Origin of the sequence: Vibrio sp. 1CM8B (genome assembly GCF_023161685.1) — a bacterium.
Taxonomy (GTDB): domain Bacteria; phylum Pseudomonadota; class Gammaproteobacteria; order Enterobacterales; family Vibrionaceae; genus Vibrio; species Vibrio coralliirubri.
Map to the genome: position 1 here is coordinate 114,350 of NZ_JALNTU010000004.1, position 14,605 is coordinate 128,954.

14 protein-coding genes are annotated in these 14,605 nt (G+C 43.7%); 2 read left to right on the forward strand and 12 right to left on the reverse strand.

Going from position 1 to position 14,605, the window contains the following annotated elements:
- Positions 1-11: 11 nt before the first annotated feature.
- From MSG36_RS09375 to MSG36_RS09405, 7 genes are all read right to left on the reverse strand, one after another.
- The gene (locus tag MSG36_RS09375; RefSeq protein WP_050650390.1) at positions 12-899 is read right to left on the reverse strand and encodes a DUF2861 family protein; all 888 of its coding nucleotides are present in this window, start codon (positions 897-899) and stop codon (positions 12-14) included.
- Complete coding sequence (vxrB, locus tag MSG36_RS09380; protein ID WP_017060099.1) at positions 899-1,558, reverse strand: response regulator transcription factor VxrB; 660 nt, start codon at positions 1,556-1,558, stop codon at positions 899-901. Before vxrB ends, MSG36_RS09375 begins: the two co-directional genes overlap by 1 nt.
- A complete protein-coding gene (gene vxrA, locus MSG36_RS09385; protein ID WP_048608294.1) occupies positions 1,533-3,005 on the reverse strand; it encodes a sensor histidine kinase VxrA in 1,473 nt (490 codons plus the stop codon). Before vxrA ends, vxrB begins: the two co-directional genes overlap by 26 nt.
- Positions 3,006-3,292: 287 nt before the next feature.
- Entirely contained in the window at positions 3,293-4,690 is a 1,398-nt protein-coding gene (pntB, locus tag MSG36_RS09390; RefSeq protein ID WP_248367482.1) for a Re/Si-specific NAD(P)(+) transhydrogenase subunit beta, read from the reverse strand.
- Positions 4,691-4,700: 10 nt separating this feature from the next.
- Positions 4,701-6,248 carry a Re/Si-specific NAD(P)(+) transhydrogenase subunit alpha gene (gene pntA / locus MSG36_RS09395; RefSeq protein ID WP_122080966.1) on the reverse strand — a complete coding sequence of 516 codons (1,548 nt, stop codon included), beginning with the start codon at positions 6,246-6,248 and terminating at the stop codon, positions 4,701-4,703.
- Positions 6,249-6,548: 300 nt separating this feature from the next.
- Positions 6,549-6,830 carry an HlyU family transcriptional regulator gene (locus MSG36_RS09400; protein ID WP_004731023.1) on the reverse strand — a complete coding sequence of 94 codons (282 nt, stop codon included), beginning with the start codon at positions 6,828-6,830 and terminating at the stop codon, positions 6,549-6,551.
- Between the two features lie 39 nt (positions 6,831-6,869).
- Positions 6,870-7,238, reverse strand: a complete 369-nt coding sequence (locus tag MSG36_RS09405) for a late competence development ComFB family protein (RefSeq protein ID WP_017060104.1) — start codon at positions 7,236-7,238, stop codon at positions 6,870-6,872.
- A gap of 477 nt (positions 7,239-7,715) precedes the next feature.
- Here MSG36_RS09405 and MSG36_RS09410 point away from each other — a divergent pair, with 477 nt between their 5' ends.
- Positions 7,716-8,957: a GGDEF domain-containing protein gene (locus MSG36_RS09410; protein ID WP_122080967.1), complete on the forward strand. Its 1,242-nt coding sequence runs from the start codon at positions 7,716-7,718 to the stop codon at positions 8,955-8,957.
- 143 nt (positions 8,958-9,100) lie between these two features.
- Here MSG36_RS09410 and MSG36_RS09415 read toward each other — a convergent pair whose 3' ends face one another.
- A complete protein-coding gene (locus tag MSG36_RS09415; RefSeq protein ID WP_029235605.1) occupies positions 9,101-10,111 on the reverse strand; it encodes a Solitary outer membrane autotransporter beta-barrel domain in 1,011 nt (336 codons plus the stop codon).
- Positions 10,112-10,189: 78 nt separating this feature from the next.
- Positions 10,190-11,140, reverse strand: coding sequence for a diguanylate cyclase (locus MSG36_RS09420; protein ID WP_048608284.1), 951 nt, complete (start codon positions 11,138-11,140; stop codon positions 10,190-10,192).
- A gap of 152 nt (positions 11,141-11,292) precedes the next feature.
- On the opposite strand from MSG36_RS09420, the gene MSG36_RS09425 reads away from it, so the two are divergent.
- Positions 11,293-11,730, forward strand: coding sequence for a DUF3069 domain-containing protein (locus MSG36_RS09425; RefSeq protein ID WP_017069091.1), 438 nt, complete (start codon positions 11,293-11,295; stop codon positions 11,728-11,730).
- A gap of 312 nt (positions 11,731-12,042) precedes the next feature.
- On the opposite strand, the gene modC is transcribed toward MSG36_RS09425, so the two are convergent.
- Genes modC through modA form a run of 3 tightly spaced genes read right to left on the reverse strand, consistent with a single transcriptional unit; the run spans position 12,043 to position 14,603 of the window.
- On the reverse strand, positions 12,043-13,149 hold the full coding sequence (gene modC, locus MSG36_RS09430; RefSeq protein ID WP_122080968.1) for a molybdenum ABC transporter ATP-binding protein ModC: 1,107 nt from the start codon (positions 13,147-13,149) through the stop codon (positions 12,043-12,045).
- Positions 13,146-13,844, reverse strand: coding sequence for a molybdate ABC transporter permease subunit (gene modB / locus MSG36_RS09435; protein ID WP_019822703.1), 699 nt, complete (start codon positions 13,842-13,844; stop codon positions 13,146-13,148). The genes modC and modB overlap by 4 nt, the downstream gene beginning before the upstream one ends.
- Positions 13,845-14,603: a molybdate ABC transporter substrate-binding protein gene (modA, locus tag MSG36_RS09440; RefSeq protein WP_248367484.1), complete on the reverse strand. Its 759-nt coding sequence runs from the start codon at positions 14,601-14,603 to the stop codon at positions 13,845-13,847. It lies immediately after the preceding gene.
- Positions 14,604-14,605: the final 2 nt, after the last annotated feature.

Below are 14,605 nucleotides of genomic sequence, written 5' to 3' on the forward strand. Positions count from 1 at the left end.
ACAATTTTAAATTACTTTAACTCTTCTTCGCTAGAAATATCATAAGTTTTACTGATAGTTTGTGCTTGTTCTATCGCTATGTCACCTTGCCAGCGTGAATGTACCATTGAAACCGCCAAAACATAGCGATCATTGGGAAGTTCTTCGCCAGTGAGGTTCATTGGATAATCAGATTCGTAGCTCTTGCCCCACACCTGTTCATAGTGTTCATCAACGTAATCGTACAAACCGATTTCGAGCTTAGGAAGTGGACAATAAGGATTGAGTAGTTCTTTTTTATCGATTCGCCACGTGTCTTTTGATGCCCAGCGAACTTGTTGACGCATGGCAACTTCACCCAAAACAATCCAAGTGCTCCAAGACTTTCCGCCATCATCTTTTACGCTTAAACGATATAAACCGGATTCAAGTTGAGAGGCTAAATTGTAACGCTTGCGGTATAGACTCACCGATGCATTGTTTACCACTTCACTGTCTTTGGTTAACTCACTGTCCGAAGAAACGATCTTATCGACCCACTTCTCGAAGGTAATGTCTTGAATGTTGTTTTCGGATTCGACATTAATCGATACACGAAAGGTATCTCGGCCAGGGCTTTGAATGATGTGTCTTTTGACGACTACGGAACTGATCCAATCTGGGAGTGTTTTTCTGGTGAGCGTTTTACCACAATCTTTGTTCAATGCTTGATCGAACAGTTCATTGAGGTGATCTTCTCGTGATTGAGAAGAGTTGATTTGCCAAACTTCCACTAATGAATCAAACATCTGAGGTAAATCATTATCTAGCAGATGTTTATGAACTTGAGTCAGAGCATCGCTACTCTTGAACCAATCCGTTGCTTGCGCGGTATTCGCTACGCAAGAAAACATTAATAGTGGAAGTAAGGCTATTCTCATTACGCTTTCATCTTGTAACCAACGCCACGCAGCGTTTCAATTTCTAGCCCCGGCAGTTTCTGTCTTAGTTGCAGAACGTGTGTGTCTACCGTACGTGTTGTTGGGAAATGGTTGTAACCCCATACATGGTCAAGCAGTTCATCACGTGTAAACACACGTCCAAGGTTACTTGCCAAGAACAATAGAAGGTCAAATTCAGTGCGCGTTAACGTTACTTCCTGTTCATTGAAAAACACTTCACGTGTCGCTTTATCGATAACAAGATTCTGAGCGATAACTTTTGATGCATCTTGTTCTTCAGAATCTGGCAGGCGAAGTTGAGCACGAATTCGAGCAAATAGCTCAGCCTCTGCGAATGGCTTTGTTAAGTAGTCGTTTGCACCTGAATCTAGGCCCGCTACTTTGTCTTTGACTGTCACGAGAGCCGTAAGCAAAATAACTGGGATATCTTTCTTTTTCTTCCAACCTGGAAGTGAATCTACTGAGTCGCCATCAGGAAGTTGACGGTCTAGAATCACTAGATCCGCTTGTTCCCAGTAGCCTTCAACTTCAGAGATCAGTTCTGCATGCAAACATTCATATCCAGCTTGCTCAAGGCTAACTAATAAACCGTCAGCTAAATTTTTATCATCTTCAACGAGAAGCAATGTCTGTTTCACAAGGTATCTCCAAAATAAATGTTGTTGGGGGGCCGATAAGCGTCATGTGACCGCCCATTTTTCCGACCATAGATTCCACTATCGTCAGACCTAAACCGAGTCCACTCTTACTTACGAATGGCTTTCTTAGTTGCCCCCAATCTTTGCGAGACAAGTCTCCATTATCTATAACTTTGAATGTCAGCTTCTTGTCAGAAGTATTCAGTTCTAGAATTACTGGAGCCACACCGTATTTCACGGCATTTCTGATTAGGTTATCGATACACGTTCCTAACCAATATACGTTCACTTTTGCAGCTATATCTTTGTTTACACGGAGTTCAATCCCCGGCGCAAAGTCTTCTTCAACTTTGTATTGGAGCCACTCTTCAACACTTGGCACCCACTCTGTTGCGAGCGGTTGGTTATCTGACTGCAGGTAATCTTTACTTGCTTCCGCCAACTGTCTTAAACGGCGTGTATCTTCACACAGCCTACGGAACTCATCATATACCGATTCTGGTAAGTGTTCGAACTCACGTCTGAACCCTTCCACCGTCAATGACAAACTCGCAATCGGCGTTCTTAATTCGTGCGTTAGGATTTGAAGAACCAGCATGCGACTCTTCATCTCTTGTTTCTTACTGTTCCAGCGGTAAATCGCCCAACCTAAGACAAGCATGATGTTGGCAATAACCAAGATAAACATGGCGACTTGCAGAAGCTCTGAATGATCTTCTATTTCCCAACACACGTTACCACGCTGGACAAAACAGCTGTTGCCTTCTGAAGACAAGCTAAACGATAACCCAGCAAGCGTGGCGTTTTCGTTCCAGACTGATTCTTTATATAGGTAATATCTGTCGCCACGTTTTACCCACATCTCATCGAGCTCTACAAACATGCTCGCCCCCGCTAGTAGCGCGGTGATGGCTTCGCTATCCATTTGTTGCAAGCGAGACAGCAGTTCGTCGTGTTCGGTGTTTGGTCGCTCTTGAATATGCATAAAGCGCTTCAGAGAGTCGAACTTTTCTGGGTACTTCTCAACGTATCGTGCAGCATAAGAACCACCACCAGGGTGAATCAAACCACTGCGGCTAAACCAACGGTCAGAAAGCTTGGTCCCTTTACACATTGCACGAGTAAAAACTAAAGGCTCAGTAATCAACGGGCTTAACGGCAGTTTACCGCTACAGGTTTTTGATAACTGGTATAAGCGCTGGATGTCTTTTAATGGATACTCTGCTGTTTGTGGCAGCATAGAAGACGGCATGATCAAACGTGTTGGATAATCAGCCTGTAGCACTCGGATATCGTAAGATTCGATTGCCGTTTCATGATCAAAGAGTTTGGTGAAATTATCGATACGCTCAGGTAAAGAGTCAGCAAATGCGTTTGCAGACACAGACAACGTAGCGATAAGAAGAGTAAATGTTCTTTTGATGATCACAAACCAACGCAAATTCATATAGATCAACCAAATATATACCATTCGCTATCAAAGATAAATTTTTAACCGCATGAAAAACAGTGAGAATGACGAGTTACAGAGATAAAGTCCGATATATTACGACCATACTGTACAGGCGTACTAGTAGACTGATTGACCAGCCCAGCCTAAATTCGAACAAGTTTTGCATAAGCTTGACCAGTATCGTAGCAACTAAGCCCACACATAGGTTCGCTTTCGTAAGATAAAAAAGGAGCTCAAATGAGCTCCTTATCGAGTTGTTACAGATTACTTAGAGGTGATCTCTATAGATGCTCTAAGATGCTTAGGCAGCTCTTTTTAGCGTCGCCAAACAGCATCTGCGTGTTCTCTTTGAAGAACAGTGGGTTTTGCACACCGGCGTAACCTGTGTTCATCGAACGTTTGAATACGATAACATTCTGAGCATTCCAAACTTCAAGTACTGGCATACCAGCAATTGGGCTGTTTGGATCTTCAAGTGCTGCAGGGTTTACGGTGTCATTCGCACCAATTACCAATACAGTATCTGTCTCATCGAAGTCATCGTTGATTTCGTCCATTTCCAGAACGATATCGTAAGGCACTTTAGCTTCAGCAAGCAGTACGTTCATGTGACCCGGTAATCTACCCGCTACTGGGTGGATACCAAATCGAACATTAATACCCTGCGCTCGTAGTTTCTCAGTGATTTCATGCACTGGGTATTGAGCTTGAGCTACTGCCATGCCGTATCCAGGAGTGATGATTACTGACTTTGAGTTTGTCAGCATATCAGCCACATCTTCAGCTGATGTTTCGCGGTGTTCACCCTGCTCTTCATCGCCATCAGAGACAACCACTTCTTGGCCGAATCCACCAGCAATTACGCTGATGAAAGAGCGGTTCATCGCCTTACACATGATGTAAGACAGAATCGCACCTGACGAACCAACCAATGCACCAGTTACGATAAGCAGATCGTTTGCAAGCATGAAACCTGCCGCTGCTGCTGCCCAACCAGAGTACGAGTTAAGCATAGAGACAACTACTGGCATATCTGCGCCGCCAATCGATGCCACTAAATGGTAACCGAATGCGAATGCGATAAGCGTCATCACCATTAGCGCGAACATGCTGCCGTCCGCTTTAACGAACATGATCATCAGTAGTGTAGAAACTACGATAGCCGCTAGATTCCACTTGTGCTTATGAGGGATGTTCAATGCAGACGAAGAGATCACGCCGCGAAGCTTACCAAACGCAACAATAGAACCCGTGAACGTCACCGCACCGATAAACACGCCAAGGAACACTTCCACTAGGTGGATCACGTGCTCTGCATGAATATCTGCAGGGTTGATAGAAACAGCAGCAGGTGGATCGATGTAGCTGTTATAACCTACAAGTACCGCCGCCATACCTACGAAGCTGTGCAGAATCGCCACCAGCTCAGGCATTTCAGTCATTTCTACTTTTCTTGCGTAGTGGATACCAATACCACCACCGATCACCATAGCAATGATGATCCACACAATACCTGCAGAGTGAGGGCCAAAGATCGTTGCGATCAACGCGATTGCCATACCCGTGATACCGTAATAGTTACCTGCACGCGCAGATTCCTGTTTCGATAACCCAGCCAAGCTCATAATAAAGAATACAGCAGCAACAATATAAGCTGCTTGTACTAATCCTTCAGACATCTGTTACTCCTTAGTCTTTACGGAACATTTCAAGCATACGTTTGGTCACGGTAAAGCCACCAAAGATATTGATACTTGCAATTAATACGGCAATAAATGATAAGAACGTGACGACGCCACTTCCTTGTCCGATTTGTAACAGTGCACCTACTACAATGATGCCTGAAATCGCGTTAGTCACGGACATCAAAGGCGTATGCAGAGAATGGCTTACATTCCAAACTACGTAATAACCCACCACACAAGCGAGAACAAAAACGGTAAAGTGAGATAAGAACGCAGCAGGAGCAACCGAAGCTACCCAAGCGAATGCACCAACAGCAATTGCCATGCCTGCCGCTTTCTTAATTGGAGAAACAGGTTCTTCAACTTTAGGCTCTGGTTTGGCCGCTTTTGGCTTAGCTTGTTGTGGTTGAGCTGAAACTTGAATCGGTGGGGCTGGCCAAGTGACCTCGCCCTCTTTAACGACAGTAACACCACGCAGAACAACATCTTCAAAGTCGATATTGATGTTGCCATCTTTCTCTTTGCAAAGTAGTTTCAACAGGTTAACTAGGTTCGTTGCATACAGCTGAGATGATTGAGTCGGCAGTCGACCAACCATATCAGTGTAACCAACCACCTTAACGCCGTTAGCCGTTGTAATGACTTGATCCGCAACCGTGTATTCACAGTTACCGCCATTGGCTGCCGCAAGGTCCACAATTACGCTGCCTGGGCTCATGCTATCGACCATCTCTTTGGTGATAAGTTTAGGCGCAGGACGACCTGGAATCAGCGCGGTTGTAATGATGATATCAACGTCTTTCGCTTGAGCTGCATAAAGCTCTTCCGCTTTCTTATTGAATGCTTCAGACATCTCTTTTGCGTAGCCGTCACCAGCACTGGTATCTTCCTTGAAATCGACTTCCAAGAATTCAGCACCCATCGACTCAACTTGTTCTTTAACTTCAGGACGAACATCGAATGAACGAACGATCGCACCTAAGCTACCCGCAGCGCCAATTGCCGCTAGGCCAGCAACACCAGCACCTGCAACCAGTACTTTTGCTGGTGGAACTTTACCCGCAGCTGTAATCTGCCCCGTGAAGAATCGACCAAACTCGTGCGCCGCTTCAACAACAGCACGGTAACCCGCGATGTTTGCCATAGAACTCAATGCATCTAACGCCTGAGCTCTTGAAATTCGTGGTACAGAATCCATCGCCATCACGTTGATGTTACGACTGGACAATTGTTCCATTAATTCTGGATTTTGAGCAGGCCAAATAAAGCTGACCAATGTAGCGCCATCTTTAAGAAGATCGATTTCATTTTTAGACTCGTCAACGATCGGAGCGTTAACTTTAAAGATAATATCGGATTTCCAAGCTTCATCTGCGGCGACAACTTTTGCTCCAGCTTGTTCATAAGCTGCATCTTCAAAACTTGCTAACGCACCTGCTTGTGATTCAACACAAACTTCAAACCCTAATTTTAGAAGCTGTTCTACCGATTTCGGCGAAGCAGCGACTCGCGTTTCACCTGCGAGCGTTTCTCTTGGTACACCAATTTGCATAGCTATTCCTTGACTATTGGCACGAATGACTTATTCGTTTGTATCTAACGACAACTAATACTTCAAGCGTTTTGTTCAAAGAACAGGAAAAGTTATTACTTATAACGATTTGGATGGAATTTGAGCGCTTCATTTGAAAAAATGACGACCGTCTAGAACGAAGAGGTCAAACCACTTGCAAATAATCCTTTTAATAACAACCTACTAGCTGTTCTTTGTCCCTAAAACTAAAAAGAGCTTTCAGCATATACACTGAAAGCTCTCTAAATTATGACCAACATCAATTCTAACCCTAATTGGTTAGCTAAATATATTGTCGCCCATTTGGTCGATGAACATCTGCGATTTTTTGAGCATCAATTCATCGGCATCTTGTTTGTTTGAAACAACATCTGAACGAATAAAACGGTGAGTTTTGATTTCACCATCGAATTCTTTCTCGATTCGCCCAGCAACACGGTATTGACCAGATTCTGCAATGGCATCTTGATAGATATTGAAACCTTTATATTCGACTGGCTCAATCTCTACTTTTTGTTCGGTTTTTTCTTTGCCACCAAATAATCTAGAAAAGAATCCCACGTTTTTTACTCCTTAAATGACCGTATTCACCCTAAACTATCATGACTGTTTACGGTTCAACAACGGCTTTTCGTACCATTGCAATTCTACGTCATCATCAAAATTGTGTTGACTAAATATAACGGGCACATTGTCGTCACGTTCACGTCTTCGATCGTCAATGATCATACTTTCAGCATTTTTGACCGCGATCTCGCTATTGCGTTTATAGAGCACCAATTTGTCTTCTGGCAATGCTGAGAGAAAATCGATATCAAAACGAATATAGATAGGTTTTAGCTGACCTAAAGCCAAGCACGCGAGGTCGGCCAGCTGTTCATTGGTATAACTAGACACATATTCCTCCGTAGCCAAAACATGACCTACCAGAGTTTCCATATAGTTATGTACATCAACACTAATTTGCATACCACACCTCCATTTGTAGTGGTTCTTTCTAGTCGCAGTCGTTTCTGAATTTAATTGAAACCATGCAATTCCTAAAAGCTTTCTATAACTCAGTTATAAGTTTTACTGTCCATAGTTGAAACTTAGGCGTTATTTAATCTTACTCTGACTTCATTACAGATCTTACGTCGCTTAATGACAAGGTCGCTCAGTGATAAGTGATCATCAAGCCCTCTAGGTGACAGCACAAACGTAAGAGCAGCAGAGCAGATTTTGTTAAGTATCTATAACGACTAATTAATTTCTCATATATACTGTGTAGTTCGTTCTAAGGTTAATAGCAACTCAAATACATATAAAAATGATTGCACCAATAGCGACCTATGACTATGTTTTTGCTCTAATTTAGGCAAAAAGCTTGGCAATCGCTTGTTTAACCGTATCCTACGCATAGTATTAAATAATAAGATCATCAATATAGTTAGGCTCACCACATAAATGGCATCATCTTTTGTAACGTCGAGCATGTTTCGATTTTGCTTCCCTTTAGTCCTGTTAACAATTCTGCTCGTTGGTATGGACAACGTCATTCTCGTGACGGACTCAAATTTAGGGTTTGCTAGCAACCTCCCTTACATTTTATTGAGCGTTGCGGTTCTGCTATGCCACACATTCAGACAAGGTCGAATGGCGATGGTATCGGTGACCATGCTTGTCGCTTACCTGATCATCCAAGTTCGATTACAAACGCCTCTCAATACTGGCACAACGCTATTAGAGCTGTCGTTACTGGCAGCATTAGTACCGGTCACTTGCTTACTTGTTTATGCCTTCCCTGATAACGGCGTAAACTCAAAGTCGATGCTGCTCTACGCCATCGTTCTCATTCTATTTATGGTGTGGGCGCAATTAATCGTCTCTCATTTCCATGCCGGCGGTTTTGAATCATGGAGTGAAGGTCTTTTGTTTATTGTCAGAGACTTCTCCAAACTGCCTTTTGTTTTAGTGTTATATAGCCTTTGCTTGCTTGGCCTTACTGCCATTCTCGTGTTGGTGTATAACCGCTCTATCGATGTTGTGGTTTATAGCGCTATCCTGCTTTCTTCTTGTACGTTCATCTTCTTTGACGTTCAGTACATCTCGAGCACCATGTTCTCGCTGTCAGGCACGTTGATCATCGTCTATGTGATGTCTGCCAGTCATGATATGGCCTTTAATGACCAACTGACTAACATCCCCGGTCGACACGCCTTAGAAGTCGATATGAAGCACTTGGGGCGGAAGTATTCGATGGCGATGGTCGATATCGATCACTTTAAGCAATTCAACGACACCTACGGACATGACATTGGCGACGATGTGTTAAAACTGGTGGCGCGCATTCTGAGGGAAACCACAGGCGGCGCTAAAGCTTATCGCTATGGTGGAGAAGAGTTCACGATTATCTTCAAAGGCAAACATTCAGAACAAGTTAAAGAGCACCTTCAAGCTCTGATTTCCGAGGTTCAAAACTACGACATGACGATTCGGAATAGTCACGAGCGCCCTGACGATCATGAAGTGGGTATGAAAAAGCGTGGCAAGAACGGTAAACCATCGGAAGTGGTGAATGTGACGGTGAGTATTGGATTGGCTGATAGCACAACCACCAGACATCCTGAAGAGGTGTTGAAGCTTGCTGACCAAGCGCTGTATAAAGCGAAAGAAACCGGTCGAAACAAACTGTGTATTGACCGTTAACAATAGTTGATAGCGAAGATATTGAGTGCTAGATATCTAAATAGCTTAAGCCATTAATAGCGAACTGCTTCAATAACTATCACTTCCAAGTTCAACGAGCCTCATTGATTTGAGGCCGTAGGGGCTTAACTGGAAAAAAGAGCTTAATCTTGGTTGAAGAATATAACCAAGCTGCCACCTTTTAAGCTACTTCCGTAGTTAATCGTAAAACCTATTCCCACGTTATCGACCCACTCATTAAACAGGTTTGGGTTAAGCAACCAACCAACACTGCCCTCGTAGTAAGATGTGGTGCCCATAGATGCCACCGTGTCACCACCAATATCAATTCGTCTTATACTCGAGTACATCGATGTGATGTTCTTATCCCAACGCACGAGATCATAGAAAACCTTGGCTTCATTGGCGATATACCACCCTTCAGGATGACCGACATTGCCATTATTCGCCTCGCCCCAGCCGATGCCATTAAAGTAATGCCAACTGGTGCTCAATTTATACTTTCCCCAGTCATTCTTATCTTCGTACATCAGCTTGATTTTAGGCTCGATGATGTAAGCCCAAGCATCAGTATTGAGATATACGCCATCCAGTTGGTCTTGAATAGGCTTTAGCAATGAAGCGCGATATTCATAATCATTGCGGTAGTAAGAGATATGGTTACCGATAGCAGAGCTGAAGCTCCAATATTCGTCTAACTGGGACACATTCGCGAATTCCACGTAGCCAGACACTACCGACTCTTTTTGGAAGTCGTTTCTATTTGCTGCCGCGTACTCAACATCATTCTCGATCCGCAATGCAGACAAGCGCAGAGTCACCTCTTGATGGTTGTCTTCAATGTAACTGGGTAGTTCAAATGTGTAAGGCAAACTCAGGGAGGTAATGTTTTGTCGACGACTCACCGAATCATTCGAACCGATGTCTTCATTGTCCAAACTAAATACTTTATTGGGATCAAAGTTGTTGATGCCAAAAGTGAAAACATCGGTGTCGTTGAGCAATACACTGGTGGCAAAGCTCTGCTCTAGATCCTTTCGGAAAAGATCAGATAGCGTATTGGCATTAACAGTGGTCGGCAAAGCGGTAAAAAATAGAGGAACCGCAAGCGTCCAAGATGTGTTAGTCATAGAAAATGACTTCGAATGTGGCATTTCTTTTATCACTTAAAGCACTTCCTAGCTCAAACGCTATTAGAAGTATAAATTCAAATATCTAAAAGAGCTCGCCAACTAACGAGCAAGCTCCAAAATGTTGCGTTGTACAAATGTATTTCTGCCGCTTTGCTTCGCTTGATAAAGCGCTTGATCGACCTTTTCGTAAATAGACGCAATAGATTCGCTACCTTCTGGCACAAATGACAACACACCTTGTGACGCTGTCACTCTATCCGATACCGTTGAGTGTTCATGAGCGTAGTTCATCTCATGCAATGCCTCTTTAACTCGAGTCGCGTGTACCTTAGCGCCTTCAGTGTCTGTATCGCTAAGAATCAGAACAAACTCTTCACCGCCATAACGACCAACAAATTCTCCCGCACGCACAAACAGCTGTTTCAAGGTATTAGCAAGCCCTTGTAAGCACTTATCCCCTTGAATATGACCATAATTATCGTTGTAAGGCTTAAAGAAGTCTACATCTAGAAGTATAACTGTCATGGATATATTACGTCTTCCGTGCCACGCTATGCTCTCTTCAAGCTTAGTATCCATATATCGACGGTTATACAATTTGGTCAGGCCATCTTCGTTGGCTTGTTGCTGCAGAAGGATGTTCAGTTCTTCGAGTTTGGCTGTGCTTTGTTTTAACTCTCGTCTCATATGCGCGATACGTTGCATCGCAATCAACTTAGAATTTAAAACGACCTTGTTTACCGGTTTGATCAGGTAATCGTCGCCACCAGCGTCAATCGCTTTTGCGATCATCTCAGGTTCTTCGTGACCACTAAGAAAGATGATGGGAACCCATTCTGGAAATCGGCTTCGAACCTCATTAGCCACTTCAAAACCATCCATCTCTGGCATGCTGATATCAAGTAACACGAGTTCAGGATCAAAATCAGAATAAACACTCAGGGCCTCTTTTCCGCTACCGACAGCTTCTACAATATGACTCAGTTGCTTGAGTCGGATAGCAAGTTGCATCCTATCTAGTTGAACGTCATCAACCAGCAATATGCGCATCGAAGATCCCTTTTCTATCATCACATCACCTTTATCTAGTGTTGAATATTCAAAGTAGCTCAAATTTGGGCTTAAATCATGCCCTAATCTCTATATTATATTGACTTTTTTACAGATCTTTTTAGCATTGTTTCTTTTTAAAGAGAAATACTATGTCAGACGCTACAAACAACGAACAACAAGAAATCGATTTAACCACCATCTCACCAGAACTTCGTCAAGTTATCGAATTTGATGGCGTGCCAAAAGAGATGCACTTTATGGTTACTTCTATTCACGAAGTGTCTGAAGAAGCAGTACGCGAAGCTTGGGACAGCCTTCCAGCAAGCGCACAAAATGTTTTAGACAACTTCGAGCAGTTCCACGCTCTAATCTCAGTTAGCCAAGCTTTCGCTGGTGTTAACGTGATGGAAGAGTTCCCTACTCTTAAACTTCCAGAAGACATGACTGACGAAGAAAAAGAAGAGTACCGTGCTCAACTGCTAGACCAAGTTCTACACAACTGTGTAAAAGACATGGTTAAACAAATCAAGAAAGCTCGTCGTGATGCGATCTTGAAGCGTGATTTCAAAGAAGTTTTTACTAAGTAAGTCGCTAGTCGCCTAAATCTAGGCAGAGCGCTAACAGTAATACTTAAGATTAAGCCGCATGTTGCTTTAAACACGCGGCTTTTTTATATCCGCTATTTTCTGTAGTTCGATCGTTAAGTCTGTATGTTCCTGTTGCGAACGTTCATATTGTTCGACAAATAATATGCCTTAACACTCATACAGTGTGGCGCAAAACTGGCAGTTATACCGTATAAAAATGACGCATGTATCCATTCATGGAATCAAGATCGTATTTTCAGAACCTAGAACAGGCAGTATCACGACAATATCGAAAAGCTGACCTTGTCAGGTTTAATGCGTTACCGCAATATCTCTTTGAGCGACACTCACACCCTTAATTTGCGCGTAAACACGCTGCCCGATTTCTAGATTCAACTCATCCAGCGCCCACAAAGTAATGGTTGCCCATAGGTAGCACCCAGACTCTAATTCTAGCTCGACAGCGACACTCTGCTTATTTGTGCCCTGTTGGTGCGTCTCTACGCTTTTAATGGTGACAGGAAGGATGTTACGTATCGAAGTTCCTTTCGGCTGTTCTAGCGTGATAGAGACATCATTTGCCCTAACTTGTAGCCTCACTGTCGTTCCAAGCTCACTCGACACTTTCTGAACCCATAACGACGTCGACTTTCCTAACATCAGGCGAGACAGCGCATAGTCGTCATTGTGTTCCGCTAATGTCGCTTCAAACAACGAGCTTTGCTCTGAGAAAGATTGCCAAGGTTGCATAGCTCTCGATGCCCACACCTCTTCCGTCACGCCCGATGAAATCACTTTGCCTTGGTCAATAATCACAAGGTGATTTGCCAAGCGTAAGATTTCATTGAGGCTATGAGTGACATAGATGATCGGTATCTGGACGGTTTCGGATAAGTTTTCCAGAAATGGCATCACTTCGCGCTTACGAGGCAAGTCGAGAGACGCTAAAGGCTCATCCATCAACAAAATGCTCGGCTTGGATAACAACGCGCGGCCAATCGCCACACGTTGCTTCTCACCGCCAGACAAACGAGCTGGATAGCGATCAAGCAATGAACCCAAGGACAACAGCGAGACAATTTGCTCAAAGTGCGCTTTATCGACGCTTTTCATGCCGTATTTAAGGTTCGCCGCCACCTTCATGTGTGGAAACAATCGCGACTCTTGAAACACATAACCGACGCTGCGTTTGTAAGTCGGCAAATTAATGCCATTTTCACTATCAAACAGAGTCGTACCAGATACGCTGATCAAACCCTTATCGGGCTGTTTAAGACCACTGATCGCATTGATGAGTGAGGTTTTACCCGCACCAGAACGACCGAAGATTGCCGTAATGCCGCTACTTGGTAATTCCAAATCGATATCAAAGAAGGTTTCACCAAGTTGTTGCTGATACTGAAGGATCAAAGCACTCATGCATTGCCTCCCAAGCGTTGCGCCGACTTTTTGTTAAGCCACTCAGAAAGCATCAATGAACCCAGCGCTATCACAATAGAAATGACACACAAACGCGCGGCTTCCATTTCAGCGCCCGGGGTTTCAATAAAGGTATACATAGCCAAAGGAATGGTTTGAGTTTCACCGGGAATATTTGAAACGAAGCTGATGGTCGCGCCAAACTCCCCTAAGCTTCTTGCGAATGAAAGCATGGTGCCGGTAATGATCCCAGGGATCATCAAGGGTAAAGTGATCGTGAAAAACACACGAAGAGGTGACGCACCTAATGTTGCAGCCGCCTCTTCAAGCTTACTGTCTACGGTTTCTAGACTCAATCTAATAGAGCGAACCATCAATGGTAGCGCCACAACCACACAAGCGAGTGCCGCGCCCTTCCAGCTAAAGCTGAATACAATACCAAACACGTCATTGAGCCAAGAACCTATGATACCTTGCCTGCCCATCATCACTAACAGTAAATAGCCGATGACCACAGGTGGAAGTACCAAGGGTAAATGGACAATGCTCTCTACAATACTTTTGCCTACAAATTGCTTCTTAGCAAGCAGCCATGCTAGACCAATGCCAATAGGGATAAGCCATAAGATGGCAAACCCAGCGACTTTTAAGCTCAGCATTAAGGCTTGGTATTCGTATTCCGATAAATACATCATTTAACGCACTTCAAATCCAAAACTGTTCAAGGTGTCTTTCGCTTTTTCGCTCTTTAGGAAAGTATAGAACTCTTCTGCCACAACTTTATCACTCAACTTAGCTACAGGGTAACGTATTGGTGTATGCAGATCTGATGGGAACGTCGACACTAGGTTAACTTCTTTAGAAAGCAACGCATCCGTTTTGTAGACAATGCCAAGCTTAGCTTCACTGCGCTCGACTAAGGCTAAGGCCATACGAACATTGTTGCTTGGTGCCAATCGAGTCTTCACATCGTCCCATACACCTAACGTTTCTAACGCTTCTTTCGCATAGATACCAGCAGGAACCGACATGGTGTTACCCACGGCAAGCCTTTCATTAGTAAGCAGTTCAGCCCATTGTTCACCTTTTGATAGGTCTAAAGTTACCGATGTCTCTTTAGGGGAAATCAGCACCAGTTCGTTTTCACACAGACTTGTGACGCTGTCACTAAAAGCCAATTTACGGTCGACTAAATGCGTCATCCATTTCTCATTTGCCGAGATAAAAATGTCTGCTGGTGCTCCTCTTTCGATTTGTCGCACCAAAGACGACGTACTCGCATACACAGGAATCACATCGACAGAATGGTCTTTCTCAAACTCTTCAACCAACAGATTAACCGCATTGGTCATCGACGATGCAGCGTAAACTCGTAGCTTTTCCGCAGCAAAAAGATGACTAGAACTCAATGCCGAAGTTAAGGCCATGGTTAAAAGGAAGACTCGCTTTTTCATTG

Bases quoted from the DNA above. Each gene is read 5' to 3' on its own strand.
- MSG36_RS09375 (WP_050650390.1), bottom strand. From the start codon at position 899: ATGAGAATAGCCTTACTTCCACTATTAATGTTTTCTTGCGTAGCGAAT.
- MSG36_RS09410 (WP_122080967.1), top strand. From the start codon at position 7,716: ATGGCATCATCTTTTGTAACGTCGAGCATGTTTCGATTTTGCTTCCCT.
- MSG36_RS09420 (WP_048608284.1), bottom strand. From the start codon at position 11,140: ATGCGCATATTGCTGGTTGATGACGTTCAACTAGATAGGATGCAACTT.
- MSG36_RS09425 (WP_017069091.1), top strand. From the start codon at position 11,293: ATGTCAGACGCTACAAACAACGAACAACAAGAAATCGATTTAACCACC.
- vxrA (WP_048608294.1), bottom strand. From the start codon at position 3,005: ATGAATTTGCGTTGGTTTGTGATCATCAAAAGAACATTTACTCTTCTT.
- pntA (WP_122080966.1), bottom strand. From the start codon at position 6,248: ATGCAAATTGGTGTACCAAGAGAAACGCTCGCAGGTGAAACGCGAGTC.
- modC (WP_122080968.1), bottom strand. From the start codon at position 13,149: ATGAGTGCTTTGATCCTTCAGTATCAGCAACAACTTGGTGAAACCTTC.
- modA (WP_248367484.1), bottom strand. From the start codon at position 14,603: ATGAAAAAGCGAGTCTTCCTTTTAACCATGGCCTTAACTTCGGCATTG.
- pntB (WP_248367482.1), bottom strand. From the start codon at position 4,690: ATGTCTGAAGGATTAGTACAAGCAGCTTATATTGTTGCTGCTGTATTC.
- MSG36_RS09405 (WP_017060104.1), bottom strand. From the start codon at position 7,238: ATGCAAATTAGTGTTGATGTACATAACTATATGGAAACTCTGGTAGGT.
- MSG36_RS09415 (WP_029235605.1), bottom strand. From the start codon at position 10,111: ATGCCACATTCGAAGTCATTTTCTATGACTAACACATCTTGGACGCTT.
- modB (WP_019822703.1), bottom strand. From the start codon at position 13,844: ATGATGTATTTATCGGAATACGAATACCAAGCCTTAATGCTGAGCTTA.